This window comes from Enterococcus florum, assembly GCF_004309355.1.
Classification (GTDB): domain Bacteria; phylum Bacillota; class Bacilli; order Lactobacillales; family Enterococcaceae; genus Enterococcus_A; species Enterococcus_A florum.
Genome location: NZ_BJCC01000028.1, coordinates 39,292 through 64,078, shown reverse-complemented (window position 1 = coordinate 64,078; position 24,787 = coordinate 39,292). Strand labels below are relative to the sequence as shown.

At 44.2% G+C, this 24,787-nt stretch carries 29 protein-coding genes; 3 read left to right on the top strand and 26 right to left on the bottom strand.

All coding sequences use genetic code 11. The features are described from left to right. Window positions 1-168 precede the first annotated feature (168 nt). Genes NRIC_RS15500 through NRIC_RS15490 form a run of 3 tightly spaced genes read left to right on the top strand, consistent with a single transcriptional unit; the run spans window position 169 to window position 3,342 of the window. Window positions 169-1,425 carry a phosphotransferase gene (locus NRIC_RS15500; protein ID WP_146623618.1) on the top strand — a complete coding sequence of 419 codons (1,257 nt, stop codon included), beginning with the start codon at window positions 169-171 and terminating at the stop codon, window positions 1,423-1,425. Between the two features lie 10 nt (window positions 1,426-1,435). Further along, window positions 1,436-2,785 (top strand): 4Fe-4S dicluster domain-containing protein, encoded by a 1,350-nt coding sequence (locus NRIC_RS15495; protein WP_146623617.1) that lies wholly within the window; start codon window positions 1,436-1,438, stop codon window positions 2,783-2,785. After that, entirely contained in the window at window positions 2,785-3,342 is a 558-nt protein-coding gene (locus tag NRIC_RS15490; protein WP_146623616.1) for a BMC domain-containing protein, read from the top strand. Before NRIC_RS15495 ends, NRIC_RS15490 begins: the two co-directional genes overlap by 1 nt. A 48-nt stretch (window positions 3,343-3,390) precedes the next feature. Here NRIC_RS15490 and NRIC_RS15485 read toward each other — a convergent pair whose 3' ends face one another. The 26 genes from NRIC_RS15485 to NRIC_RS15360 are packed head-to-tail and all read right to left on the bottom strand — an operon-like array spanning window position 3,391 to window position 24,725. Continuing rightward, window positions 3,391-3,930: an ECF transporter S component gene (locus NRIC_RS15485; RefSeq protein ID WP_175580128.1), complete on the bottom strand. Its 540-nt coding sequence runs from the start codon at window positions 3,928-3,930 to the stop codon at window positions 3,391-3,393. Beyond that, on the bottom strand, window positions 3,905-4,306 hold the full coding sequence (locus tag NRIC_RS15480) for a DUF4430 domain-containing protein (protein WP_175580127.1): 402 nt from the start codon (window positions 4,304-4,306) through the stop codon (window positions 3,905-3,907). Before NRIC_RS15480 ends, NRIC_RS15485 begins: the two co-directional genes overlap by 26 nt. A gap of 17 nt (window positions 4,307-4,323) precedes the next feature. Next, window positions 4,324-4,893, bottom strand: a complete 570-nt coding sequence (locus tag NRIC_RS15475; protein WP_146623613.1) for a histidine phosphatase family protein — start codon at window positions 4,891-4,893, stop codon at window positions 4,324-4,326. Beyond that, window positions 4,890-5,651 (bottom strand): adenosylcobinamide-GDP ribazoletransferase, encoded by a 762-nt coding sequence (cobS, locus tag NRIC_RS15470; RefSeq protein ID WP_146623612.1) that lies wholly within the window; start codon window positions 5,649-5,651, stop codon window positions 4,890-4,892. Before cobS ends, NRIC_RS15475 begins: the two co-directional genes overlap by 4 nt. Further along, the gene (cobU, locus tag NRIC_RS15465; protein ID WP_227873827.1) at window positions 5,648-6,244 is read right to left on the bottom strand and encodes a bifunctional adenosylcobinamide kinase/adenosylcobinamide-phosphate guanylyltransferase; all 597 of its coding nucleotides are present in this window, start codon (window positions 6,242-6,244) and stop codon (window positions 5,648-5,650) included. The genes cobS and cobU overlap by 4 nt, the downstream gene beginning before the upstream one ends. Further along, on the bottom strand, window positions 6,241-6,978 hold the full coding sequence (locus tag NRIC_RS15460; RefSeq protein WP_146623610.1) for a hypothetical protein: 738 nt from the start codon (window positions 6,976-6,978) through the stop codon (window positions 6,241-6,243). The genes cobU and NRIC_RS15460 overlap by 4 nt, the downstream gene beginning before the upstream one ends. After that, a complete protein-coding gene (locus NRIC_RS15455; protein ID WP_146623609.1) occupies window positions 6,975-7,679 on the bottom strand; it encodes a uroporphyrinogen-III synthase in 705 nt (234 codons plus the stop codon). The genes NRIC_RS15460 and NRIC_RS15455 overlap by 4 nt, the downstream gene beginning before the upstream one ends. Before the next feature lie 10 nt (window positions 7,680-7,689). Then, the gene (hemC, locus tag NRIC_RS15450) at window positions 7,690-8,637 is read right to left on the bottom strand and encodes a hydroxymethylbilane synthase (RefSeq protein WP_146623608.1); all 948 of its coding nucleotides are present in this window, start codon (window positions 8,635-8,637) and stop codon (window positions 7,690-7,692) included. 39 nt (window positions 8,638-8,676) lie between these two features. After that, window positions 8,677-9,249, bottom strand: a complete 573-nt coding sequence (locus tag NRIC_RS15445) for a cob(I)yrinic acid a,c-diamide adenosyltransferase (protein ID WP_146623607.1) — start codon at window positions 9,247-9,249, stop codon at window positions 8,677-8,679. Continuing rightward, complete coding sequence (locus NRIC_RS15440; RefSeq protein ID WP_146623606.1) at window positions 9,246-10,748, bottom strand: cobyric acid synthase; 1,503 nt, start codon at window positions 10,746-10,748, stop codon at window positions 9,246-9,248. Before NRIC_RS15440 ends, NRIC_RS15445 begins: the two co-directional genes overlap by 4 nt. Window positions 10,749-10,800: 52 nt before the next feature. Next, window positions 10,801-11,532, bottom strand: a complete 732-nt coding sequence (locus NRIC_RS15435) for a cobalt-factor II C(20)-methyltransferase (protein WP_146623605.1) — start codon at window positions 11,530-11,532, stop codon at window positions 10,801-10,803. Window position 11,533: 1 nt separating this feature from the next. Next, window positions 11,534-12,307, bottom strand: a complete 774-nt coding sequence (locus NRIC_RS15430; RefSeq protein ID WP_146623604.1) for a sirohydrochlorin cobaltochelatase — start codon at window positions 12,305-12,307, stop codon at window positions 11,534-11,536. After that, a complete protein-coding gene (gene cobA, locus NRIC_RS15425) occupies window positions 12,304-13,728 on the bottom strand; it encodes a uroporphyrinogen-III C-methyltransferase (protein WP_146623603.1) in 1,425 nt (474 codons plus the stop codon). Before cobA ends, NRIC_RS15430 begins: the two co-directional genes overlap by 4 nt. Further along, a complete protein-coding gene (gene cobK, locus NRIC_RS15420; RefSeq protein ID WP_146623602.1) occupies window positions 13,725-14,483 on the bottom strand; it encodes a precorrin-6A reductase in 759 nt (252 codons plus the stop codon). The genes cobA and cobK overlap by 4 nt, the downstream gene beginning before the upstream one ends. Beyond that, entirely contained in the window at window positions 14,480-15,205 is a 726-nt protein-coding gene (cobJ, locus tag NRIC_RS15415) for a precorrin-3B C(17)-methyltransferase (RefSeq protein ID WP_146623601.1), read from the bottom strand. The genes cobK and cobJ overlap by 4 nt, the downstream gene beginning before the upstream one ends. Next, window positions 15,190-16,236, bottom strand: a complete 1,047-nt coding sequence (locus NRIC_RS15410) for a cobalt-precorrin 5A hydrolase (RefSeq protein ID WP_146623600.1) — start codon at window positions 16,234-16,236, stop codon at window positions 15,190-15,192. The genes cobJ and NRIC_RS15410 overlap by 16 nt, the downstream gene beginning before the upstream one ends. After that, complete coding sequence (locus NRIC_RS15405) at window positions 16,229-16,996, bottom strand: cobalt-precorrin-4 methyltransferase (RefSeq protein WP_146623599.1); 768 nt, start codon at window positions 16,994-16,996, stop codon at window positions 16,229-16,231. The genes NRIC_RS15410 and NRIC_RS15405 overlap by 8 nt, the downstream gene beginning before the upstream one ends. A 4-nt stretch (window positions 16,997-17,000) precedes the next feature. Then, window positions 17,001-17,555 (bottom strand): decarboxylating cobalt-precorrin-6B (C(15))-methyltransferase, encoded by a 555-nt coding sequence (locus NRIC_RS15400; protein ID WP_146623598.1) that lies wholly within the window; start codon window positions 17,553-17,555, stop codon window positions 17,001-17,003. Further along, window positions 17,548-18,156 carry a cobalt-precorrin-7 (C(5))-methyltransferase gene (locus NRIC_RS15395; RefSeq protein ID WP_146623597.1) on the bottom strand — a complete coding sequence of 203 codons (609 nt, stop codon included), beginning with the start codon at window positions 18,154-18,156 and terminating at the stop codon, window positions 17,548-17,550. Before NRIC_RS15395 ends, NRIC_RS15400 begins: the two co-directional genes overlap by 8 nt. After that, a complete protein-coding gene (cbiD, locus tag NRIC_RS15390; protein WP_227873826.1) occupies window positions 18,153-19,277 on the bottom strand; it encodes a cobalt-precorrin-5B (C(1))-methyltransferase CbiD in 1,125 nt (374 codons plus the stop codon). Before cbiD ends, NRIC_RS15395 begins: the two co-directional genes overlap by 4 nt. Further along, complete coding sequence (locus NRIC_RS15385) at window positions 19,274-19,924, bottom strand: cobalt-precorrin-8 methylmutase (protein ID WP_146623595.1); 651 nt, start codon at window positions 19,922-19,924, stop codon at window positions 19,274-19,276. Before NRIC_RS15385 ends, cbiD begins: the two co-directional genes overlap by 4 nt. 14 nt (window positions 19,925-19,938) lie before the next feature. Continuing rightward, on the bottom strand, window positions 19,939-20,895 hold the full coding sequence (gene cbiB / locus NRIC_RS15380; protein WP_146623594.1) for an adenosylcobinamide-phosphate synthase CbiB: 957 nt from the start codon (window positions 20,893-20,895) through the stop codon (window positions 19,939-19,941). Further along, the gene (locus tag NRIC_RS15375) at window positions 20,892-22,247 is read right to left on the bottom strand and encodes a cobyrinic acid a,c-diamide synthase CobB (protein WP_146623593.1); all 1,356 of its coding nucleotides are present in this window, start codon (window positions 22,245-22,247) and stop codon (window positions 20,892-20,894) included. The genes cbiB and NRIC_RS15375 overlap by 4 nt, the downstream gene beginning before the upstream one ends. A gap of 15 nt (window positions 22,248-22,262) precedes the next feature. After that, complete coding sequence (locus NRIC_RS15370) at window positions 22,263-23,132, bottom strand: GHMP family kinase ATP-binding protein (protein WP_227873825.1); 870 nt, start codon at window positions 23,130-23,132, stop codon at window positions 22,263-22,265. Next, entirely contained in the window at window positions 23,120-24,196 is a 1,077-nt protein-coding gene (cobD, locus tag NRIC_RS15365) for a threonine-phosphate decarboxylase CobD (protein ID WP_146623592.1), read from the bottom strand. The genes NRIC_RS15370 and cobD overlap by 13 nt, the downstream gene beginning before the upstream one ends. Beyond that, entirely contained in the window at window positions 24,141-24,725 is a 585-nt protein-coding gene (locus NRIC_RS15360) for an ECF transporter S component (protein ID WP_146623591.1), read from the bottom strand. Before NRIC_RS15360 ends, cobD begins: the two co-directional genes overlap by 56 nt. Between the last annotated feature and the right edge of the window lie 62 nt (window positions 24,726-24,787).

The following is a 24,787-nucleotide window of genomic DNA, read 5'->3' as shown; positions in this document are numbered from 1 at the left end:
TTTTAGCACATGAAAATACAAGTTTTTTGCTCAAATCGATTGCTCCGCATTTTAAAAAGCAAAATTTTACTACTTTAGGAAGAATTCCACATAATTGTGTTATAGATTTTCCCTACTTTCCTCGTTAAACTAAAGAAAAGAGGGAAACCATTGAAAAGGAGCGTTTCTATGGACATTTCAGTAGAAACTTTACACGACTATTTAATAGAAAAAACTGATTTGTTTACTCCAGAGGAACCGATCGACATTCTTCAATTGACCAATGAAAACGACAGTTATATCGAGGGATATGTCAATTATTTATTTAAGGTTCGTCAGCATGGTCGATCTTACATTGTGAAACACGCCAAAGCCTTCATTTCCAGTGCAATAGATCTTGGAGAACTTGACCCTTCACGAAATTATTTGGAATATATGACCTATAGGTTGCGTAAAGGGCTGTCTCCGGAGGCTGTGCCGGAGGTGGTTTTTGTCGACGAGGATCACCACCTATTTATAATGGAGGATCTTTCTCAGCTCTCTGTCCTGCGCTTCTTTCTTTGCAAGGGGAAAAAGGCCCCTCTGTTGGGTAAACAGATTGGAGAATTTTTGGCAAATTGTCATTTTCATACTTCCGCCTTCAACCTAGACGAGCAAAAACAAAAAGATCTAGCTTATTATTTTGAAAACTCTGACATGCGGCGTGTGATCGTTGATTTTATTCTACAGCCCCATGAAAGCATGATTGCTGAAGCCAATAATTATGAAATCGCTTTACAAAGTATTCTTTTTTCTTTTAAAGAACAACCCGCACTTTGGGAAGACTGGCAACAGCTGATACGAGATTTTTCCCGACATTCGCAATGTTTGATCCATGGAGATTTTCATTCATCAAATATTTTTATTTCTCCTTCCCAATTGAAGGTGATCGATATGGAGTATACGATGATGGGTCCTTTTTCTTATGATTTAGGCTATTTTTTGGCGAATTTGGTTTCTCAATACGCTTGCTACAGTGTACGTTCGCTTCCTTCGAACGTTAAAAGAGAAAACATGACCGCTTATTTATTGTCAATGATAGAAAATGTGTATCAGTCTTACTTTTCTAAGTTTGAAGAGTGCTATCGAGTGAACAAAGGAAAACGTCAAAATTTAGAGGCACTTTTTCTTCAAATTTTCCAGGATTCACTTGGCTACTTGGCGATTGCCAACATCACTCGAACGGCAAATAATGGAACCTTCCCAGATTTTGACGTTATTCAAACGAAATCAGAGCACTTCATTGCTAAAGCTTTGTCCTTAAAACTGGCTGAGAGCCTACTAAAGAATCGCAAACGCTTGATCTCTCCTTCCGATATGACGCACTTACTGACTAAAGAAGGCAAACGATTTATGGCTGATATCGAAGCTCTGAATCATCAGCCATCGAAACTACTACAGAAATGAGGAACGTATTATGCTGTTGGAACAAATAACCTCTGCAGGAATCGTCGGTTGTGGTGGGGCCGGTTTCCCAACTGCTGCAAAGCTTCGTGCAGAAGCAGAATATTTCATTATCAACGCAGCGGAATGTGAACCTCTCTTAAAAACCGATCACTATGTCATGAATCATTTCGCAAAGGAATGTGTTCAGGCCATTGCAGAGGTAGGAAAATTATTAAAAGCCCAACATATCGTGATCGCTACGAAGGTCCATTACACAAAAGAGATTCGAGCTTTAGAAACCGCCATCGATGAGCTGCAGGTACCAGTGTCCATTTTCAAAATGGAGAATTACTACCCTGCAGGTGATGAACAAGCTATGGTGTTCGAAGTGACCGGACGAACGGTTCCACCAAGCGGCATTCCAATCGAAGTTGGTTGTGTGGTCTCTAATATTTCGACGATGTTGAATGTTTATCACGCAAAGCAAGATAAACCCTTTACCCATAAATTGTTAACGATCACTGGTGCGGTTAACAATCCGAAGATCTTACAAGTACCGATCGGGACCTCTTTTGCTGATTGTTTAGAAATGGCTGGGGGGGCGACTCTAGAAGAGTTTATGTTTATCAATGGCGGACCGATGATGGGTAGGGTTGGAACGAAAGAAGAGTTCTTCCAACAAGTGGTCACTAAAACTACCTCGGGAATTATCTTGACTGAAAAGCGAGATTTTTTGTATGAACTATTCGAAAAAGATATGCAGCAGGTCATCAATAAGGCACGCTCTTCTTGTATCCAATGTCGATTGTGCACAGAATTATGTCCTCGCTACCAGATCGGCCATCCGATCCATCCGCATCGAATAATGCGTCATTTAGCAATCACAGAGGTCCCTGAAGATATTTCAGATGATCCAATTTGGCAAGAGGCGCTGTTGTGCTGTTCTTGCGGAATATGCGAAGTCATTGCTTGTCCCATGGGCTTGATGCCGCGGCAGGTCAATAATTATGTAAAAGCTCGTCTAGCTGAAAAAGGAATTCGTTACCCTAAGAGCGAGCAGCCGCTCATTCCTTCCTTGATGAGAGATTATCAAAAGGTACCGCCTAAAAATATTTTGTTGAAAGATGGCTTGCAAGAATATGCTGAATTGAAAGTAGAGGAACTAGTAGCTTTCAAACCGGACACGGTTACGATCCCATTAAAAATGCACATTGGGGTACCTGCTCAGCCGGTCGTTGGCGTCGGTGATACCGTACAGGTCGGAGCATTGATTGGAAAAACGCCTGAAAAGGCCTTAGGCGCGGATATTCATGCGAGCATCGATGGCACGATCACTGCAGTAACGCCTGAAAAAATTACCATTGAAGGAAGGGCAATATAATGAAAGAAATGGATACGATCGGATTTTTAGAACTCAATAGTATCGCCAAAGGGATCGAGACCGTCGATTATATGCTCAAAGCAGCTGACACACAACTTTTGATGGCAAAGGCCAGCTGTCCTGGAAAGTATTACATTATGCTTTGTGGTCAGGTCGGGGCCGTTGAACGATCGATTAAAGTTGGGACAGAAATTGGCGGGCGTTATATTGTGGGAGAACTACTGATTCCACGTGTGAACCCAGCAGTGATCCAAGCGGTGAACATGTCTAAAATTCCAGATAAAGTGCAGGCTGTCGGTGTGTTGGAGTATTATTCTGCTACTGGTTCGATCATTGCTGCGGACTATGCTGTCAAAGCCGCTAATGTGGAATTGATCTCAATCCAGTTAGGCACAGGAATTGCCGGCAAGTCATTCGTGGTGCTGACCGGAGATGTTGCTTCCGTGAAAACAGCGGTTGAAGCTGGTTCGGAAGGCGCCAAGAAAAAGGCAATGCTGATCAACAAGATCGTTTTACCAAATCCTCAAAAAGAGTTAGTCGACAGCTTGATTCAATAAGCAATCAAAACAGACCCCGGTTGAGCCAGAATAGCAGCTCGACCGGGGTTATTTTGTCCAATAGCGGTTGAAAATTCGTTTAAAAGTTGGTTCCAATAATGGATAAAACAGAACATTTCCAATGCTGTGCAAAAAGTTGAAGCTGGATCCTTGCAAAAAATAAGGCCAAAAAGCTTTTATTCCATAAAATGGTACGTCCAGCAAAGCCGTTAAAAACCCATAGATAAAGCCAGCAAAACCAGCAAAAATAATCTGGCACCACAATTTTTTTCGAAAAAATGAATTGCGGCTTAACACGAAAAACAGCAGCAATACGATCATATAGGACAGAATTTGTGTAAACGTCCAAAAACCAAACCCCATATACATGTTAGTCAAAAAGATCGTCAAGGTAGATACCACAAGTGATTTAACAAATCCTTTATACAAACAAACGATCATGAAAATACTAGTGATCGGCTGAACATTGGGGATAAATTGAAGTGTTGTTCGACCAACAATACAAGCCGCTGTCAAAAGTGAAAGAAAACAAAGATCTTTGACTGTAAAACTTATCTTGTGTTTAAAATTTTCCGTAGGTAAAAACAATCTGGTCACCATCCTTTATGAAGGTTTCTTCAGCTCCCTTTTCGCCCCATTCATCATTGATCGTGAATGTCCAATAATAGCCTTTCCCTTCATCCTGACTCACGCCATTGATCGACACAATCAGTCCATTTTCAACTTCTACATCGAAATGTTTCTCTAGAATCGCCAATAATGATTGATCCGTATGGAAGCTGATTTCTTTAGATTCCAGTTGCTCCTCGTCTTTTTTGATCTCAAACTTGGCTTGAGCTTCTTGTGTAACGGTTTGGCTGGTCTCACTACTTGAGCCTCCTGGAGACTCAGACTGATTTTGACAGCCTGCTGTTGAAAACAGGCAAAATAGTATCATCGATAGTATCACTGCTTTTCTTTTCATTCCATTTCCTCCTCGATTCATTGATTCCAGTAACGGATTAAATAGCCATGGTCTGTCTTCTCTAAAAGCGTATAATTTCCTTGCTCCAACTCAATCTCCCAAAATGATTGATTCGTGAGTTCGCTTAAGAGAACACGCAGAACGCCTAAATGGCCCACAATTGCTAAATCCTTATCTTCTTGGAGCAAACGATGAAAACACGCCAATACTCGTTGTTTAAAAGAGGCAAATTCTTCTGCTTCTGGAGGTGTATATTCGAAGGGTTCATCCAGCCAAAGCTGCCATTCTCTAGGAAATCGCAGCTGGATTTGTTGCGCATTCATGCCCTCCCATTTACCGAAACCTTTTTCGTTCAATTGAGAAAGTGCCCTTATTTTCTGAGAAGGGAAAATCAATTCTGCTGTCTCGATAGTTCTTGACAGCGTGCTAGTGTAAACGTGGAGTTGATCGGACAAATCGAGTAACTTTTCCTTTAATTGCAAGGCTTGTTCTCTGCCCGTACTATTCAACGCTGCATCCGTCATACCATAAAACAGTTTTTGCTGATTATAGTCGGTTTCGCCATGGCGCATGAGGTAAATTTTCATAGCCAGCCCCGCAGCCCCAGCAGACTCAGCAAAAAAACAACCTGTGCAATTGGTGAACAGGCCCCCAAGGTATCGCCGTTGAACCCGCCGATTTTATTCATAACCAATTGCCGATAGCCTAGAACACTCACCAAATGGATTGCAAAACAACCTGCACCCGCTCTTCCGAAGAACAGCAGCAGCATTGACAATGTGAACAACTGGCAAATTCCAATATCGACTGGTTTAACATTTAGAAATGTCGTTCCTACCCCTTCAGGATTTTTTCCTGCGTAGTTCATGTGATAAAACAAGACACTGATTCCGTTTTTTCCAACAACATTCAAGAGCAATACCACAGCAACTCGTTGAAGCACAGCCAATTGGGGCAGCAGTGTATAAAAGGTAAAAATCATGAACAAATAATAGAAAACAATTGCCAGAACACCGTTGCTGCCTACGCGACTATCCTTCATGATTTCCAGCATCCGCTCTGGTTTGCGCGACGAAAATAATCCGTCTGCCATATCAGACAGCGCATCCAAATGAAATCCTCCCGTCAGCAGCACATCAAAAAACAACACCATGATCCAAGCAATTCCTGGATTTAACATTTGATGCAGCACATAATAAATCAAGAGCTCCAGTAATCCTAACAATAAACCGAACAAGGAGAAAAAGCGAACCCCGCTGCGCATCTTTTCTTCAGGTTCATCGATCGGTACCGGAATAGGAATTCTCGTAAAAAATTGAAAATACAATAGTAAGCTATCGATCATTTTAATTTCAATGGAATGCTGGCAACTACAAGGAAAGCCGCATCCGCTTCCTTTCCTAAGTATTGATTTACCCTCCCGAATACATCTCTAAACCATCGAGTGAAGGCATCTTCTGGAATGATTCCGAGCCCGACCTCATTGGTCACGATCACAAGTTCTGATTGTTTCTCTTTTGCTGCGGTAATGATCGCAGACCATTCAGCCAGAATTTCTGCTTCGATTGCTTGTTTTTCTCCTTCAGAAAATTGCGCGATCTGCTGATCTATCAGTTGATAGTTTTCTCCGAAGCGTTTTTTCATCAGGTGATAAAAATAGTTGGTAGTCAACATGGTGGCACAATCCAATAAATAAGCAGCCGCACCTTTTTGCTGAATGAAGGAAGGGATCTCTAGGTAAGCTTCGTGAGTCGTCCAATGAACCGGCCGTCTTTTTTGGTGAAGTAGGACTCGTGCTTGGGTTTCGTCATCTTGTACCAAGCCGTTTGTCGCAATATAACAAATGGGTTCCTGCTCGTCAAAGAAGCTTTCGGCAAAACGTGATTTACCGCTTCTTGCTCCTCCTGTAATCAGCGTGATTTGTCCCAACTTCGTCATCTCCTTACAAACGTACCGATTTTTTTTAACTCCGGATATTTTTGACTGATCGCTTTTTGATCTGTTTTACGAACTGCTGCTAACACGACTGTCGCCGGACCCGCAGAACGATCCAGTTCCTCCTCTTGATCAAAATGGACATGGTAATCCGTTCCTTCTGTCATTAAGTTTGCTTCATAGCGGATTCCTTTTGATCCTACGGGCAGCAGGTCAACTACCCCTTTTTCTTTTCTCAAACTCCTGATGATCGAATAAGAAAAAATCTGTTCCAATTTTTCTACAACAGCTTCTCCAACATAAGGTTTTCCTAATTGAAAAAGGATTGATTCCTCTTCAAGCTTGGCAATCCTTTGTGCGGCACCCTTTTGACCGATTACGGTTATGCCGATACTGGTCGTTTTAGTTGGCATATTTTCTTCCGTGCTTCCATTGATGGGAAGATGCTCCAACTCAGCTTTGATTAATTCTTTCTTGATTCCCTTCAGCATGTGGTCGCCTGTGGGCTGATATTCATTCCCAACCAAATCGATGACACAGATCGGTTCCGCCCCAAAGCAAAGCAACTCCATCAGAGGAACACGCAAGCAAAATGCAGCGGTGATCGCAGGATCGACTGCAACAAAATCCAATGGCTTCTCTCCGATTCCGGCACTGGAATCACAAGCGATGACTAGATTTTTTTCCATTGAAATAGGTAAAATACTCAAATCTCGATAAGTTTGCACAAGCTTCATTTCTCCTTCTGCTTGATCGGTTCCTTAATATGCTGCAATAAACATGCATAAAGATGAGGCATATCGTATATCTCAGGCTGGATAGCGACAAGATAGCCCGCTTGTCGAATCACATTAGCAGTCACAGGACCGATCGCGGCAATAGTCAAGTTTTCCCAAAAGTCATTCGGCAGTTGGCATTGCTTAGCTGTTTGATAAAAAGATTCCCATGCGGATGGGCTCGCAAAAAGAACGTAATCTAAATCACCTTGCCTAAACAGCTCGGTTAATTGGCTGCGATGTTCGTCCGAAAATTCATTTTTGTAAATAACCTGTTCCAACACCATGTGGCCGCGTTCGTTGAGTTGATCATAAATCACTCTGCGGGCATGCAGCGAGTGCGGCCACAGGATTCGCTGCGGGTCCGGATTGATCGCCAGCCATTCGTGAATCAGCCCCTCCGAATACCCCTCTTTTGGTTGAAAGGTCACTTGATAGCCCTTGTCGATCAATACCTTGGTCGTCTGATTCCCAATAGCGACAGTCTTCACCTCTTGATTAAATTGACTGAAATCAAAATAGTTCACTGCATTTACGCTGGTAAAAAAGATCCAATCGTAGTCAGCTTTTTGTGGTGGAGCTTGGAGTTTTACAGTTTGATTCATCGGAATCATGAGGATGTCCACAGTTTGTGACAACTCTTGAAAAATCGCCTCTGGCATCGGGACTTCTCTAGTGTATAATAATTTTTTCCTGGTCTCTCTTACATTTTTCAATCAGATCAAACGCTCCTTGATCAATCAATTTTCCTGCCACACCTCTGCCCAAAGCGACAGGATCATTTCCAGCAGCTTTTTCCTTTAGCAGGATTTGTCCATTTTCACAGCCAATCATTCCCTCCAGCTCATACGTTTCACCGACTTTTTGGGCGTAGGCGCCAACAGGAAATGTACAGCTTCCATCCATACTGTTCAGAAAAGCCCTTTCTGCTTTTACACAAAAAGCGGTCTCAGGATCTTCCAATCGTTTTAACCATTCTACCAAATCTGCGTTTTCTTTGCGGCATTCTAATGCCAATGCGCCTTGACCAATTGCTGGAAGCATGATCTCTGGTGTCAGTTCTTGGAAATTGATCGTGTCCGTCAATCCTAAACGCTCAACTCCTGCTAGAGCAAGGACGATCGCATCATATTGTCCTTCCTTCATTTTTCGGATTCGTGTGTCGATATTCCCCCGAATTGGTTGAATGTCAAAATCTGGACGAACATGCAATAGCTGTGCTTTTCTGCGCAAGCTGCTGGTTCCAACGATCGCACTTTTTGGCAAATTAGTTAAGGTGTCCGCTTGATTTTTTACGATCAGGCAATCAGTCGCTGATTTTCTTTTAACGATACTTGCCAAGGTCAATTCCTCATGTATGACTGTTGGAATGTCCTTCAGACTGTGGACTGCAAAATCGATTTTCCCTTCCCGCAGCTGCCACTCTAGTTCACGAACGAAGGCACCTTGTCCGCTAATCGCCTGCAAGTTATGGCTTGCTAAATGATCCCCTTTTGTTTTGATTTTAACGATTTCGAATTCGATCCCAGGACACATTTGCTTTAACGCTTCTACTGTTTGTTTCGTTTGAGTCATGGCTAGCTTGCTGCCCCTCGTTCCAACCTTTAATACGTTGTCCATCCCTATCCTTCTTTCATCCATCGCTGTTATGCATGGCATTTATTGATCGTTCTTTCGACTGAAGATTTTTCTGCTGTTCTCATACAGAATCTCTGCTTCTCCAGCTTGATGGTTGACCCAGCGGGCTAGAGCGAAGAAATAGTCTGATAAGCGGTTTAAGAATGTCAATGCTGCCAAGTTGATACTTTCTTCTTGCTCCATTAGATCAACAGCATTTCTTTCGGCTTCACGAGTCAAACAACGACACAGATGCAGGCTTGCTGCTGCAGGTGTCCCACCAGGCAGGATAAATTGCCGCAATTCCGGGATTGCCGCCCAATAGTCATCAATTTTTTGTTCCAGCCATTCAGTGTTTGACGATTCGATCTTGTAGGGTCGTTTTTCATCTGGTGTTGCAAAATCACCCCCACAATCAAAGACCCATTGTTGAACCTGAATCAACTCTTGCCTTAACGGATCTCCCTTTGCCACTTGTGAAATCGCAAAACCAATTTGAGAAGTTAGAGTATCGATCGATCCGTAGGTGCAGACTCTTGGAGCATTTTTTTTTGCCTGTCCACCACCCACTAAACGTGTAAAACCCTGATCGCCATAACGTGTATAAATGCTCATCTTTCACTCTCCTCTTGATTGATGATTCGATAGATTCGTTCGATGTCGAGGTTTTCTCGCAGCAGATCTGCTAGCTTGTCGTACTGTTGGCTCTTGTATTCATGATAGGGGATCGTGACCTCTTGAATTTCGGACAGTCCTCTAGCTGAGCGCGCCTGATTCAAGAGCTTGCGACGCCAATGGCTGTTGTCAAAAATTCCGTGAAGATAGGTACCAATCACCCGTCGATCCTGACTAATCGCCCCATCTAGTCTTTCCGTAGTAATTCCATTGGCTGCAGTGATCTTGGCAAAAGCTCGAGCTTCATGGTTGATCGTTTTGCCCATGTGAATCTCGTAGCCAGATACTTGATCATCGCCGATTTGTGCAGTCACTCGAGTTGTTACTTTTTCCGTTTCAAAAAACGTTTCTACATTAAGCAGCCCCAATCCCTCAAGGCTGCCGTGCACCGATTCGACCTGCGCTGGATCATGCAACATGTTTCCTAGTAATTGAAAGCCGCCGCAAATACCAAAAATCATTTTCCCCTCATGATGAACCCTCCGAATCTCATGATCCAGCCCCGCCTTCTTCAAATAAAGAATGTCCTCCAAGGTGTTCTTGCTGCCTGGTAAAATCAAAATATCCGGGCTGCCGAGCTGGTCCCCTGGAAAAACATAACGCACAGAGACGTCAGGTTCCATATGCAGACTGTTGAAATCAGTGAAATTGGAGATTTTCGATAGAGCAACTACCGCGATATCCAACGCTTTTTGAGGATTGTACAACCGATTGACCTTTGACAAGGCAACGCTGTCTTCATCTTCAATATTCAACTGTGCATAGGGGATTACGCCAACGACTGGAACACCAGTCAGATCCTCGATCATCTTCAAACCAGGATCAAGCAGTGCAATGTCGCCGCGAAACTTATTGATGATGATTCCTTTGATTCGTGCCCGTTCTTCCGGCTTCAGCAAATGGATCGTCCCATAAATTGAAGCAAAAACACCGCCTTTGTCAATATCCGCCACAAGCAAAACCGGGGCATCTGCAATTTTTGCCATTCCCATATTTGCAATATCGCGACTGTTCAAATTGATTTCAGCTGGACTTCCTGCTCCTTCAAGAATGATCACATCATTTTCCTGCAGCAGCTCCTGATACAGTTCCGAAATTTTTTCAACCAGTTGAGGCTTAAACTCATGGTATTCAACGGCATCCATGTCGCACAGCACTTTTCCGTTGAAAATGACTTGTGATTTTCGATCAGAGGTTGGCTTGAGCAAAACCGGATTCATCCGCACATCGGGTTCGATTCCCGCTGCTTCTGCCTGGAAAACTTGTGCTCGGCCCATCTCATCTCCCTTCAGCGTAATAAAGGAATTAAGGGCCATGTTCTGAGACTTAAAAGGCATGACCTTGAGTCCATCTTGATGAAGCACTCGGCATAAGCCTGCAACAAGAATACTTTTCCCCGAGTCTGACGCGGTTCCTTGAATCATTAAACTTTTGCCCATCGCTGTTTCCTCCTCGTTTCAAGCCTTGCTTTCTAAAAGACCATACATCTACCTATAGGCTGGTCTCGCTTTTTCTTGCTGTCAGGTTCCGATTTTTGTATACGATCATGGTCGTAAAATAAGAAAGCTTGGTATCCTCTTCAACTTCCAGGACATCCCACTGAATCCTTGAGCCTTCCATTGAGGCATCACTGACCATGACTGTTTTTTCCGTCAGGTCGTGTTCTCTAAGCAATCCTAAAATCTTCGGCAAAGCAATAGACACCTTCATCAAAACAACTGTCGAAAAGTGTGTCAGTGCTTGTCGAATAATTAGTTCATCAGCAGTTGCCGGCAATACCGCATAACTTTCCTCATCAATAACTAAAGGCACCTGTAGGCTGTTAGATATTTGACAAAACGACGAAATTCCAGGAACTGTTTCTGTTTCGATAGTTCCCATGATTCGTTCAAGCAAATAGCTGTACGTGCTGTAGACCATAGGATCCCCTAAAGTGATAAATGCAACATTCAGCCCCTCTTTTACGTCATTAATAATTTCTTCTGCAATTTGATCCCAGGCGATTCGTTTTTGCTTCCAGTCGTTGACCATCGGGAAATGCCGTTGCTTGATCACTAAGTCCGCTCGAAGATACGGACTGACGATTTGAAGTGCCAAACTTTTACCGCCCTTTTTTGGTTCAGGCGTATACAAACAATCCACTGTTTCCAGTACTCTCTTTCCACGGACCGTCAACAAATCAGAAGCTCCTGGTCCCGTTCCAATTCCGTAAAATTTTGCCATACTAGCTTTCCTCCAGCATCGTTGCTGCATGGTCGATGAATCGTTCCTGAATTTGCGGCACCTCACCCATTCCCTGCAAGAAGGCTTCAACACGAAATCCAGCATTTTCCAGCCGCGATTTCCAGGAATCTTCCTCATCAGAAGCCATGTCATTGGTTGCATGATCCCCCGCCACAAGCATTAAAGGATAAAGCTTGATTTTACGATAGTTTTCTTCTTTTAGGCGGTCGATGACCAAATCAATTTCTGGATAACTTTCAACGGCACAAATGAAAATTGGTTTTTGATAAACCATATGGTCTAAACAAGCATAGACAGGAAAGGCTGCATGCTGACTGCCATGTCCCATTAAAACAATGGCCTCATCTGCTTGTAGATGTGCAGCCAAGCTGTCCAGCCAAGCAACGATCTTTTGATAATCTTCAAAGCTGCTGAGCAGCGGCTTGCCAACCTTGACTTTTTTTAGCCTGTCTTTGTATTTCATCGCTTGATGCAATGCTTTAGAGTATTCGCTGCCGGAAATCACATGCAACGGCTGAACGTATACCTCCTCATATCCGGCTTCTACCATTTTTTGCATTTGCTGATCAACCGTTAAAATGGTAAGTCCTTCTTGTTCTTTGATTTTCCTGATCACTTTATTAGAAGTAAATGCTCGGTAAACATCGCATTCTGGAAAAGCTTCGGAAAGCCTGCTTTCCACTGCTTCAATCGTCTTCTTGCGTGTTTCTGGATAACTGGTCCCGAAACTCACGGCTAGCAATGCCTTTTTCATGGATTCATCTCCTCTTTGATCTGATGAAGTACACTTTCATAATCTGGTTTTTTGGTTTGGATAACCGCTATCTCTTCTTGATCGAAAACGGCTTTTGTCATTCGCCCCATCACAATAATTTTTTTCTTCTTCAGCATTGCTTTTTCTTCAAAAGTCAATGCACGTAAGAACAGTCGTGCTGCTTTTGAATGAGGAAAGTATAAAAGATCCGTGGTTTGCCACAGTTCGGTCAGCGGTGTTTCGAGAAACTCTGTGTGACTAACAAATTTTGTTCCCGGTGTATCATGCTCGTTCAACTCTCGGATCACCTGTTGTTCACCCAAGATCAGCGTATCAGCAGATAATATCTCTAAGCATTCCACCATGGTTGACAGTTGAATATCTGGCTGAATCCCTACTTGCTTCAAGGCTTCACCTGTATGGTGTCCGACAGTGATCAGTTTTAGCTGTCCTAATTGGCGCCAGTCACCGCTGTTTCGTCCCATTGACTGAACAAACATCTCAACACTCGCTTTATCGGTAAAAACCACCTGTAGATATGCTTGAACATTTATTTTTTGAGTACTCAATTGCTGAACCGCCGGCGGTAATTCAACCACCTCCGCTCCCAGATCAGTCAACTGGCTGGTGATCCTTTTCTTTTCTGTATGAGGAACTGTAATACTGATTCCAAATAATGGCCGCTCTTCAAAAAAATTCAGCTCGGATCTGCGTTCTACTACTTCTCCAAAAACGATCAGGCTTGGTGGCTGCAACTGTTTTTCCAACGCCTTCTGATAAATCGTTTCTAAAGTGCCTGTGACGGTTTTTTGTTTTTTTCTGCTGGCCCATTGAATCACTGCAGCTGGTGTTTCTTTTGATTTGCCATGCTTCAAAAGCTGTTGAGTAATCTCTTCTAATCCTGCCATGCCCATCAGAAAGACCAAGGTTCCTTCTGATTTAGCTGCCGTTGCCCAATCGATCGCGGCTTCTGAATTATTCAAATGTCCTGTATAGATGTGAAAACTCGCTGCCAAATCACGATGCGTGATTGGAATCCCAGCATAGGCTAAACCGCCGATCGAGGACGTGATCCCGGGAATGACTTCAAATGAAATGCCCGCTTGTTTTAAAGAGGCTCCTTCTTCTCCCCCACGACCGAAAACGTAAGGATCACCACTTTTCAGCCGCACCACTGTTTTCCCTTGCTGGGCTTTTTCGATCATAATCTCTTCGATCTGCTCTTGGGGTACTGGATGGTACTGTGGTTTTTTTCCTACATAAATTTTTTCACAGCCTGGTTTGCAGCTGTTTAAGATAGCCGGATTGATTAGTCGATCATAGACCACCACATCTGCTTTTTGGATCTTTCTCAATCCCTTTACAGTCAAAAGCTCCGGGTCACCTAACCCTGCTCCTACTAAAGCAATCACTCCTGTCATTCTGTCAGCTCCTTGTTCTGCTTCACGTATGCAACCAGTTGCTCAATGGATGAATAGGCGAGCGGGTAATCTAATTTTTCGCGTTCAATCACGATGCAAGGAATATTTAGCTCTTGGCAGGCTTCCACTTTTTCTAAAAAGCCGCCTGCTTTTCCACTTTCCTTTGTAATCAATACAGCTGCTTGGTTATGGATCAGCAATTCTTGATTGAGCGCTTTTGAAAAGGGGCCCTTCATTCCCTCAATCTGATCGGCAGACAGTCCCAATTCTTCCGTCATCTGTAAAACTTCAGAGGTTGGTAAAAGCCGCACGATCAGTCGTTCTTTTGGTAAATATTTGATAAATGCAGGCAATGTTTTGCTTCCGGTCGTCAAATAGATTCTGCCAGTATAGTCTTTGGCCAGCTCACAAGCTTCCTTCACCGAAGAAGCCAAAAGCACGCCTTCTGGAATCACCGTAGGACGTTCGAAACGCAGATAATTGATGTGACTAGCTTGACTAGCAGCCATAGCCGTTTTAGAGACCTCCACTGCAAATGGATGTGTCACATCAATGATAAGCTTGATCTGTCGCTGCTCAATTACTTGCGACATCGCCTCTTTGGAGAGCCTGCCTTGAAGCACTCGCGGTGTCACTTTGGAAGCAAGCTTTTGACCATAGTCAGAAACAACGGATATATAAAAAGGCTTACTTGCATCTCTCAAAGCTTCAGCAATTTTTATGCTGTCCGAAGTCCCGCCGAGAATTAAAATCATAACGGATACCCTCGTGGTGTGATCATGTTGCTTCCTGCAACAAACGTCTCCTTGTTGCCAATTAGGACCACTGTAGTCATATCCACCTGTGTTTCGTCCAGCTGCTCGATCGTTGTTAAAATAGCTTGCTCCTCTTGGCGCCCCACATCTTTTGCCAAACCAATGATCGTTTCTTTTGACTTGTATTGCTGAATGATTTCTAAAGCCCTTGCCAGATGCTTGGGCCGTCCTTTACTGCGAGGATTATACAAACAAATCACAAAATCCGCACTGGCTGCTGCATGCAATCGCTTTTCGATCACCTCCCAAGGGGTCATCAAATCACTTAGGCTGATATGACAAAAGTCATTCATTAAAGGAGCGCCGAGTAAAGCAGCGCCGGCAATGCTGGCAGTGATCCCTGGAATAACCTTGACCTCCAGCTGCTCCTTTCTTTTGCTGAGCAACTCTAAAACCAGTCCGGCCATACCGTAGACACCAGAATCTCCGCTGGAAATGACGGCAACGTCCTGACCAGATAGAGCTAAATCAATCGCTTTCTCACAGCGATCAATCTCTTGCTTCATTCCTGTACTGACAATTTGCTGGTCTTTGACAAATTCCTTGATCAAACGTACATAAGTAGAATAACCCACGATAACGTCTGCTCGTTTCAAAACCTCGATCGCCTCAAGCGACATTTTTTCCTTTTCTCCGGGACCTAAGCCTACGACATATAACATTTCGCTTTCATCCTTCCTAATGCAAAAGTAACCCCTTGGTTGGCATAACGTTTTGTTACGACCTGACCACCACTAGCCAAATCTGCAGCAGCAAGGCTCACGCTGCCCACACCAGTCGTTTGCTTTACGAAAGAGGACTGTGGATGCTTTTCTGCTGTCTCTGCCAATTCTTGAGAGGTATAAGTTTCAAACGGAACCTCTAACCATTCAGCAAGTTGGCAGATTCCTTGTTCTTCCTTCTTTAAATCAATGCTGACAATTTTTTTTATGCTTCGAGGATGACGCTGCTCCAAGCGGCAAAAGCCTAAAAACTCTTGCCTGATGACCGAAAAAGGGACTCCCCTTTTAGCGCCAATTCCAAGAACATACCGTCTGGGTACGATCTGAACGATCTTGTCTAACTGCTGCTGTTCTAACCGATCCGAAATCAGTAAAACCGCCGCGAACGACTCCAACGATTCCGTACTCTGAATCGCAACCAACCCACGCAGATCAGCGATCGGTTCATCTGAGATCAGTCCCACTTTTTGGTGATCCGCCAGCAAACCATTGATATATTTAGTCGTATCCTTAAAGTTGTCGTACCATCCATCAATCTCCTTGGCTAACAAATCGATTGCAGTGACCTCTTGAGTATCTGTCGCAGTAGTAATAACTGGATCACTTCCCAATACATCAGCTAATTCTTTTGCTAAACGATTGCCGCCGCCGATATGCCCAGACAGCAAACTGATCACATGTTTTCCCTTTTCGTCGAGAACAAGGATCGCAGGGTCCTGCCGTTTGTCCGTTAAAACTGCTGCAATACTGCGAACCACGATTCCAGTTGCCATCACACAGATCAGGGCATCATATTGCTGAAACAGCTGCTGGATTCCAGCTTTGAAACTTCCTCCGGGAAATGCAGATAAATCCGCTTCTGCTTTGCTTTCAGGGACGAAGATCGATAAATTCTTTTCCCATAGCATATGAATTTTTTTAGCCAGCTCGATTCCGGCTGGTGTCAGTGCCAGCACTGCATATTTAGTCATTGGACTTCACATCACGGTACTCATGAGGAAAGCTGGCATCATACAATTTTGAATAGTAGAATTCATCGCCTAAGAAATCACCTACCATGATCAGCGCAGTTTTTGTAATACCTGCCGTATTTATCTCCTCCGCAATCTGATCCAATGTGCTGACAATCTTCTTTTCTTCTGGCCAAGTCGCTTTATAGATCACTGCGACTGGTGTAGATGGCCGATACCCGCCTGCCAGTAATTCTTCGACTACCTGTTCGATTCCCTGAACCGAAAGGAAAATCACCATCGATGTTTGGTGCTGTGCAAAAGAACGCAAGCTTTCCTTGGAGGGGACCGGTGTTCTGCCAGCCATCCTAGTGATGATCACACTTTGCGAGACCTCAGGGACGGTATATTCGACACCTAAACTAGAGGCGGCGCCTAAAAACGAACTAACTCCCGGCGTACAAGTAAAGGAAATCTCTCTTTTTTTCAATTCCTCTACCTGTTCTCGAATCGAACCGTAGATCGAGAAATCACCCGTTTGCAGTCGAACAACGTCCTTATTGGCTGTTACACCACGCTCCATTTCATCAATGATTTCTGTTAGATTCATCGAAGCACTATTAAAAATCTCACAATCATTCGAACAATAGGATAATAATTCCGGATTTACTAATGAACCTGCATAGATGACGACACCTGCTTTTTGAAGCAGCTGATAGCCTTTTAGGGTGATCAGTTCTGGATCTCCTGGCCCAGCACCTACAAAATGAACCTTTGCCATATTGTTATTCCTCTTTTCTCGTTTCGATGATGATCACCGGATTTTGTGGTTTGTAGTAATGCCCCTTGCCTAATTTTGTGTACTGCCCGACCTGTACCTGCACAGCTTGAAAAGCGCAATCGCGGTCCTCAAGCCACTGGATCGCCTGTAAGGCATTTTCCAGTAATATAAACGTCAAAACCAGACGTCCCTCTGCCTTCAAAAGTCCGAAGCTCCATTCCAGAATCTCGGCCATTCTTCCACCAGTTCCACCAATGAAAATGGCATCAAATGATTGCCTTAGCGGCACTGGAGCTTTGCCCAAAATGTGCTTGATTGTGGACAGCCGAAATTTTTGCTGGTTTTGCGCCAGCAGCTCCAACGCTTTAGGATTGCTATCGATCGCTGTAACCTCTAATGAAGGATAGGTAAGAGCTGCTTCGATTGCCATACTGCCAGTGCCGGTTCCCACGTCTAAAAAATGCCTGGCCCGATTTAAGTTCAGCTTGGCTAAACAAATGGTTCGCACTTCCTCCTTGGTCATCGGAACCTCGCCGCGGATAAAACACTTGTCATTCATTGATCATCACCACCACATTCATTGCGTACTCTTCATCCGGCACCTCATTTGAAGTGAAGCAGCGAATCTGTTCATCAGGATAGCTCAACTGCTCACCGATATAGAAGGTTGTGTTCATCCCTCTTTTGATCGCTTCTTGTGCCAGCTGATAAGGACCGATTTGCTGGTCTGTAACCATCCCTACTTTAGACATTTGAAAAAGCAATTCATAATCGGGTGTTCTTCCATGACTGCTGGTAATATAACAATCCTCCATAGGAATCCGTAATCGATTAAAAAAATAATGGACTGAACTAATGCCGGGTAAAATCGTTAGCTGATCGCCGGAAAAACGGTTCATCAGCCAATTGCCGATGCCATAAGTCAATGGATCACCTGAAGCCAGCACGACAATCATATCTGTTGAATGATCATACAAATAGTCTTCCAGCTCCGTCAGTTTACGCGGCAAGCGATGACAAACCATTTGTTTATGCTCTGGCACCAATTCCAACTGACGTTCACTGCCGATAATGACCGAAGCGGCTTCAATGCTGTCCAGTGCTTGCCCAAAAAGAAAATCCGTAGTACCTCCTGGACCAATTCCAACGACTGTGATCATTCCCATTCCTCCATCACGGTTTCAAGTGGACTTGTTGACGCTAGATACCCTCGCTTTGAAGAAAAGAGAACCACCTCAATTGTCGGCTCTGGTTTGCGATATTTCAACAAGTTTTGACTACGTTGTTTGATTTTTTCCACGATCATTTGATAGACTTCTTCGTACCCCTCTTGGGCAATGATTTCTCCGGCTGCCTCCGTGGTCACACAGCTTTGGATCTGTTGCAGTGTTTCTCTCGGCATCCCCAATAGCGCAAGATTGGCAATTAATATTTCAGTCCGTGCATCGGCATCCTTGCTGTGGGTCGAAAAAATGCCAGCGGACACTTTGATCAATTTGCCCAAATGTCCAACCATTAATACCTGTTCAAAGCCGATTCGCTGAACCTCCTTCAAAACATAGCCGACAAAATTGCTCATGGACACGATTTTTTCTTTGTCCAAACATAAAACATGAACCGCAAAATCCTCGCCATAATTTCCAGGACACAAAATGATTTTTCGATGTCCCTGTTGCCACTTCATTTCCAGCTCCAAGGAAATGGATTGCTTCCACCCTTCCTCAGACATAGGGGTCACAATGCCAGAAGTTCCCAAAATAGAAATCCCGCCAATGATCCCTAGCCGTCGATTCATCGTTTGTTTGGCGATTTCTTCGCCAGCAGGTGCAAACACGACTACCTTGGCCCCCTGCTTCTCTCCAATAATCTTTCGAACCGAATCAACAATCATTCGGCGGGGAACAGGATTGATCGCTGCTTCGCCAACTTGATTTGATAACCCGGGTTCAGTCACACGCCCTATTCCGATCCCGCCATCGATCTCAACCCCTGTGTTTTCACTGTGCGTGATTTCGACACCGATCAACATGCCGTCAGTGGCATCAACATCATCGCCACCATCTTTTATGACGTACGCACGTGACAAATCCGCTTCCCTTTCGATTGCATGAATCGGAATCTTTAACCATTCCTGACTAGGCAGCTGAATGTGGACCTCCTCGTGGTGCTGATCCTTGAACAAACAAAGTGCTGCTGCTGTGGCAGCAGCAGCTGCACAGGATCCGGTCGTATAGCCTTTTCGTAATTTTTTTCCGTTATAGAAAACATATTCCTCCATCAACTTTCCCTTTCCACCAATTGGTACAGCAGAGCATTGACGATCGCTGCAGCGACATTGCTGCCACCTTTACGTCCTCGGGCAACGATCGCTGGCAGTTGACTTTCATAGAGGACTTCCTTCGACTCAGCCGCCCCCACAAAACCGACCGGCGCTCCAATGACAGCAACCGTATCTAATGAATCGGCTTCAATCATCTCGAGTATTTTGAAGATCGCTGTTGGTGCATTTCCAATCACGAAGACCTTCGGACCATTGATTTTTGCTGCTTGTTCAATTCCGGCCATCGAACGCGTGATGCCTTTTTCTTTAGCAATGCGAGCTACTTCTGAATCAGCAATATAGCAGCGATAATCGATTCCCAATCGATCCAAAAATCGCTTGTTGATACCGCTGAGAGCCATCGTTGTATCTGTAAAAATCGTACCCTTTCCGCCTAAGAAAAACGTTTCCAATTCATTGATGGCATGATTGATGAAAACCAAATTGTTCAAGTAATCAAAATCGGCACTCGTATGAATGACCCGCTTGATGATCAGTTCTTCCTGCCGAGAGTAAAACCGATATGCTGGATAATCTTGATCAATAATCGATTGAATGATCTCAAAGCTTTCTTTTTCGATCAATTGGGGATTTTTTATGTATTCCACAGACCTACCTCTTCTCAAAAAATGAAATGGGTGATACCTAATGCTCCGATACTAAAACACACTAAACTTAAAACAGCAGTCACATATAATAATGCATTTGCTTTTAAAATGTCTTCTTGTTCAGCCGCTCGCAATGCTTGACCAATCGTCGGCTTGACGATTTCTACTCCATGGTAGTTGTGCGTACCGCCTAATTGAATACCTAAAGCTCCAGCTACCACGGCTTCTGGAAACCCGCTGTTTGGACTTTTATGATTGCGGCAATCCGCTTTCCCGATCCGCCAAGCATTGACCGTGTCCATACGCAAAAGCTTCGAGGCCGCTAATAAAAATAACCATGTTAATCGAGCCGGAATAACATTCCACCAATCATCCATTTTGGCAGAAAACCAACCGATCGCTTTGTATTTAGGCGTCAAATACCCGACCATTGAATCCAGTGTATTAACAGCCTTGTACATCATCGCTAAAACAGGCCCTCCAATAAATAGGCAAAGCAACGGCGCTACTACGCCATCACTGGTATTTTCAGCAATTGTTTCAACCGTGGCTTTGGTGATTTCTTCCTCGGACAACTCTTTTGTGTCTCGTCCAACGATCATCGCTACCTGTTTGCGTGCATTGTCTAAGGTATCCGATCGTAATTTTCGATAGACCTTTTCGCCTTCGAGAGCCAAACTTTTCGTAGCCAAGGTAGTATAAGCCAAGTAGACATAGCAAAGGTTGCCGATCATTGGATGGATCTCTTTGGTTAATGCCAACAAACTGTAAACGATCCCACCTGTGCCCAAAACCGTCACGAACCAAAGGAGGATTCCCAGCTGGTACTTTTCACGTTTCGTCTTGCCTGTCGTAAAGGTTTGCTGAAACCAGGAGATAAAGTGTCCAATTGCTTTCGTAGGGTGCGGCCAGTGGTAAGGATCGCCGATCAAAAGATCCCATATAAAGGCAGCAATTATCCATCGAATCATTTTTGTTCCCTCACTCGTTTCAATAGATTTGTTAAAAATGCGGGGTCCTGGTAAAAGTGCAAATGCAGATAGCTGGCAAAGGTTTGGCGCTTTTGGTACCCTCCACTCCAGCGGTCCACGATTTCTCCGTCTCTTTTTTTGAACATCTCCATCACAGGCTTCTCTTTAGAGGTAAAGATCGAATGATGAAATTCATGGCCGACGATCTGCGTTTTCTTATTTCCCAACAGTGTATCTTGACGCATCTTACCACAGCAATAACCAAATCGACGAAGCCGCCCAGTCATTTCGCTAATTCCTTCAAATATTCCCACCATCGGATAGGTCTGATCTGGCGTTTTTAATGCTGTGCCCAAGTACATGAGTCCGCCACATTCGGCCAAAATTGCAGCCTCAGTTTCAGAAGCCCTTTTAATAGCTTGGCGCATCGCCTGATTTTCTGCCAACTCCCTGGCAAATTCTTCTGGATAGCCACCGCCAAAATAATAGAGGTCAGCATTTGGCAGTTCCTGATCTTTGATCGGACTGAAGGTTTTTAACTGAACACCGTATGACTGCAGCAATTCCAAATTGTCTTGATAGTAAAAATGAAAAGCTTCGTCCAGTGCATACGCTACCGTCAAATCCGAAAAGTCAGGGCACGTCGGTTCGTGAAAAACAATCTCCTCTTCTGGCAGCAGCTGCAACAGTCTTTGCCAATCAACTGTTTGGTTCAGCGATGCTGCAACCTGTGTGATTTTGCTGGTTACATCGGCGATCTCACGATCTGGAACGAGCCCTAGTTGCCGTGAAGGGAGCGTGATTCCGTGTTCACGTATCAGATAGCCAAGAACAGGTACTGCTGTGTATGTCTCTACGGCCTTTTTGATCAGAAGATAGTGATTCTCAGAAGCAACTTTATTGATGACCACTCCGCAAATCGTCAGTTCAGGATCAAATTCAGCAAAACCTTTGACTAATGCAGCGATCGAGGTGGACGCGGATTGACCATTGACGACCAGCAATACCGGACAGTCCAACTGCTTGGCAACACCGGCACTAGAGCAATAATCTTTGTCCACGCCGAGACCATCAAACAACCCCATCACGCCCTCAATCACAGCAATATCTGCTTTGTGTGCTTCTTTCTCAAAAAGATAGTTCAAACGCTCACTCTCGTTGACTAGAAACATATCGAGATTTCGTGATTTTTTGCCAGTGATCCGTGTATGATACTCCGTATCCACATAGTCTGGACCAACTTTATAGGGCTGAACGTTCAGCCCCTGTTCCTGCAATAGCTTTAACAGCCCTAGTGTAACTGTCGTTTTTCCCGATCCGCTGGAAGCAGCGGCAATCATCACCTGTTTCATCCATTTCCCTCATTCTTAAGCGAGTTGTACGCCTTGATAACAGCTCTGATGTACGTTTACTTTTGTGTACCATTTTCTTAAAGGAGCTGTCTGAACCGCCTTTAGCACCTCTGGTATTTGTTCTTGCTGGTCGATCATTAAACCAATCACTGATCCGCTGTGGGCGACGTTCACACCTAACAATCGATAGGTTCGGGAGAGCTCCACTACCTCTGAAAAAAAAGGTTTTGGCAAAATCTCCTGATTCAATAATGCACTTTGCAATGCTGCTGTTCCCAATTTTTGAATATTCCTTTCTTGAATGGCTTCTGTATAAAGCCGATAAACTTCGCAGAAGCGCTCTCGTTGCTGAAAAAATAAAGCCTCTGTTTTCTGAGAATGAAAGGCTTCCGTCTCAAGCGTCTCCTCCGGCTCCAAAACAACCACATAGAAATCGGGGCACCAGCCGCTGATCTCTTGTAGTGAGCCAGCCTTTTGCTCGAACAACGTCAACGATGGAAATAAAATACTATCTGTCCGCTCGATCGCCAAGCAAATCGCCAAAATCTCATCTCTTGATAACTGTTTGCCGAAGTAGGCAGCTACGGCTTGACAAGCAGCAGCGATATCTGCGGTACTGCTGGCCATACCTTTGGCAATCGGCAGATCTGACTGAACAAAAATTGTCATATGCTTCAACTGTTCCTCGGAAATGCCCAAATACTGCACGGTCTTTTTGACTGCCTCGCTCACTTTTGGATTCGGTTTTTCTGAAGGTTCTCCAGTCCGCACGGAAACACGAGAAAAGCGGTCAATGCCATAACTAACCAGTTTTTGAGAATCGCCCACCCAGCCCTGCAGCAGTTCGCCGCAAGAGCCTGGACATACCGCGGTCACTTCCCGCATAAAACCTCCTCCAATGCGTTCACTAATGCCTGATTTTGATTCCTCTTTTTTACTGCTATGCGATAATAGTTTTGACTAAGGCCTTTAAAGCTAGTACAATTGCGGATCAGAATACCTTTATAGATCAATTTTTCCTGCAAACAGTCTTCACCAAGATAACGGAAAAACAAAAAATTGGTTTGACTCGGATAAACTATGATGTTGTCTGAAAACCGTGCAAGCTCTCCGATTAAAAATGAGCGTTCTTTTTCGATATAGTGCTGACTTTCCTCAATGAACGACTGCTCCTTCAATGCTTGTTGTCCAGCCAGGTCAGCAAACGTATTGATATGCCAAGGGACAGTAACCTGCTCGATTTGATCGAGTATCTCCACATTGCTTGTCAACAGATAGCCTAATCGCAGGCCAGGGATCGCAAACATTTTGGTTAAGGAGCGCAAGACAAACAGATTGGCATACTTCGTCACTTTGGGAATCAGAGAATCCTCTTTTCCGCTAAAATCCGCAAATGCTTCATCGACGATCAAGACGAGTCCGCGGTCTTGACAGAAAGTCAATAATTCGTCCAGCTCTGTTTGATTCAGCATCTGTCCCGTTGGATTATTGGGATTGCATAAACAAATGCCGGTCGCTTCTTCCGCAATAGCAAAAGAAATGAATTCGGAGACCCGCCATTGAAAGTTTCGTGTCTCCAAATCGAAGTAGCAGAATTCCGTTGCCTGTTGTTGAAAGGCGGCCTCGTATTCCATAAAGGTCGGTGCCAGCAGCAACAGCTTTTTGACTTTCAGCACTCTTCCCAGCATGAAAATCGCTTCAGCTGCCCCGTTTGAAGCATACACACACTCAGGAGTGAGTTGATGAAAGTCGGCAATTGCTTGCTTCAATAATCGGTACCGACTATCCGGGTAATGAATCAAGCCTTCTAGTCCTTGATTGATTGCTTGCTTAATCCTTTCGGGAATGCCCAATGGATTGATGTTCGCACTAAAGTCAATTAGATCCTGTTTTTCAATCTGATAGATTTCGCTGATCTCCTGTAGATTTCCGCCGTGTTTCACTGCCATAATGACTGCTCCGCTTCTTTTTATTTTGCTGAGACGATTTGCTTGTATTTTCGGGAATTCCTAAAATCACCACTTCAGATAAACCTAAATTAACGATCGTGGCGATCGATAGTGGTGCAAACAGCATGAAGACAACCGGTCCCATGATAGGATACAGTAACAGCAGATCCAATGGAACGTTGATCACGTAGCCGACCAGCATGGACACAGCTGCCGCCGCCATTCGATGCTTCGCTAATTTTTTTCTGGTCCAGCTATAGCAAAACATACATAAGCCCATCAAAGCAGCGATGATCAAATGGATCGGCAATGAATTCGGAAAACCCGCCAGCAAAGCAGAGATCATGTGCCCAAAGAAACCAAGAAATGCACCAGCCAGCGGGCCTAATACGATGGACCCAATAAAGGCTGGAAAAGAATCCAATGCGATCGAGCCCAAGATCTTGATGTTGGCTCCAATCACACACAACGCTAACAGAATCGCCAAGGATGCTATTTTTTTTGTCGAAAATCTTGCTGCATCTTTCATTCTATCCCTCCTAAATAATAAACACGGCGAAGCCTTGAAGAAGGTCTCGCCGTGTCGTTTAA

What these genes read in the sequence shown, in the direction of transcription:
- NRIC_RS15500 (WP_146623618.1), top strand. Translation starts at nt 169, where the DNA reads ATGGACATTTCAGTAGAAACTTTACACGACTATTTAATAGAAAAAACT.
- NRIC_RS15495 (WP_146623617.1), top strand. Translation starts at nt 1,436, where the DNA reads ATGCTGTTGGAACAAATAACCTCTGCAGGAATCGTCGGTTGTGGTGGG.
- NRIC_RS15490 (WP_146623616.1), top strand. Translation starts at nt 2,785, where the DNA reads ATGAAAGAAATGGATACGATCGGATTTTTAGAACTCAATAGTATCGCC.
- NRIC_RS15480 (WP_175580127.1), bottom strand. Translation starts at nt 4,306, where the DNA reads ATGAAAAGAAAAGCAGTGATACTATCGATGATACTATTTTGCCTGTTT.
- NRIC_RS15475 (WP_146623613.1), bottom strand. Translation starts at nt 4,893, where the DNA reads ATGAAAATTTACCTCATGCGCCATGGCGAAACCGACTATAATCAGCAA.
- cobS (WP_146623612.1), bottom strand. Translation starts at nt 5,651, where the DNA reads ATGATCGATAGCTTACTATTGTATTTTCAATTTTTTACGAGAATTCCT.
- cobU (WP_227873827.1), bottom strand. Translation starts at nt 6,244, where the DNA reads ATGACGAAGTTGGGACAAATCACGCTGATTACAGGAGGAGCAAGAAGC.
- NRIC_RS15460 (WP_146623610.1), bottom strand. Translation starts at nt 6,978, where the DNA reads ATGAAGCTTGTGCAAACTTATCGAGATTTGAGTATTTTACCTATTTCA.
- NRIC_RS15455 (WP_146623609.1), bottom strand. Translation starts at nt 7,679, where the DNA reads ATGCCAGAGGCGATTTTTCAAGAGTTGTCACAAACTGTGGACATCCTC.
- hemC (WP_146623608.1), bottom strand. Translation starts at nt 8,637, where the DNA reads ATGGACAACGTATTAAAGGTTGGAACGAGGGGCAGCAAGCTAGCCATG.
- NRIC_RS15445 (WP_146623607.1), bottom strand. Translation starts at nt 9,249, where the DNA reads ATGAGCATTTATACACGTTATGGCGATCAGGGTTTTACACGTTTAGTG.
- NRIC_RS15440 (WP_146623606.1), bottom strand. Translation starts at nt 10,748, where the DNA reads ATGGGCAAAAGTTTAATGATTCAAGGAACCGCGTCAGACTCGGGGAAA.
- NRIC_RS15435 (WP_146623605.1), bottom strand. Translation starts at nt 11,532, where the DNA reads ATGGCAAAATTTTACGGAATTGGAACGGGACCAGGAGCTTCTGATTTG.
- NRIC_RS15430 (WP_146623604.1), bottom strand. Translation starts at nt 12,307, where the DNA reads ATGAAAAAGGCATTGCTAGCCGTGAGTTTCGGGACCAGTTATCCAGAA.
- cobA (WP_146623603.1), bottom strand. Translation starts at nt 13,728, where the DNA reads ATGACAGGAGTGATTGCTTTAGTAGGAGCAGGGTTAGGTGACCCGGAG.
- cobK (WP_146623602.1), bottom strand. Translation starts at nt 14,483, where the DNA reads ATGATTTTAATTCTCGGCGGGACTTCGGACAGCATAAAAATTGCTGAA.
- cobJ (WP_146623601.1), bottom strand. Translation starts at nt 15,205, where the DNA reads ATGTTATATGTCGTAGGCTTAGGTCCCGGAGAAAAGGAAAAAATGTCG.
- NRIC_RS15410 (WP_146623600.1), bottom strand. Translation starts at nt 16,236, where the DNA reads ATGACTAAATATGCAGTGCTGGCACTGACACCAGCCGGAATCGAGCTG.
- NRIC_RS15405 (WP_146623599.1), bottom strand. Translation starts at nt 16,996, where the DNA reads ATGGCAAAGGTTCATTTTGTAGGTGCTGGGCCAGGAGATCCAGAACTG.
- NRIC_RS15400 (WP_146623598.1), bottom strand. Translation starts at nt 17,555, where the DNA reads ATGAATGACAAGTGTTTTATCCGCGGCGAGGTTCCGATGACCAAGGAG.
- NRIC_RS15395 (WP_146623597.1), bottom strand. Translation starts at nt 18,156, where the DNA reads ATGATCACAGTCGTTGGAATTGGTCCAGGAGGTACTACGGATTTTCTT.
- cbiB (WP_146623594.1), bottom strand. Translation starts at nt 20,895, where the DNA reads ATGATTCGATGGATAATTGCTGCCTTTATATGGGATCTTTTGATCGGC.
- NRIC_RS15375 (WP_146623593.1), bottom strand. Translation starts at nt 22,247, where the DNA reads ATGAAACAGGTGATGATTGCCGCTGCTTCCAGCGGATCGGGAAAAACG.
- NRIC_RS15370 (WP_227873825.1), bottom strand. Translation starts at nt 23,132, where the DNA reads ATGCGGGAAGTGACCGCGGTATGTCCAGGCTCTTGCGGCGAACTGCTG.
- cobD (WP_146623592.1), bottom strand. Translation starts at nt 24,196, where the DNA reads ATGGCAGTGAAACACGGCGGAAATCTACAGGAGATCAGCGAAATCTAT.
- NRIC_RS15360 (WP_146623591.1), bottom strand. Translation starts at nt 24,725, where the DNA reads ATGAAAGATGCAGCAAGATTTTCGACAAAAAAAATAGCATCCTTGGCG.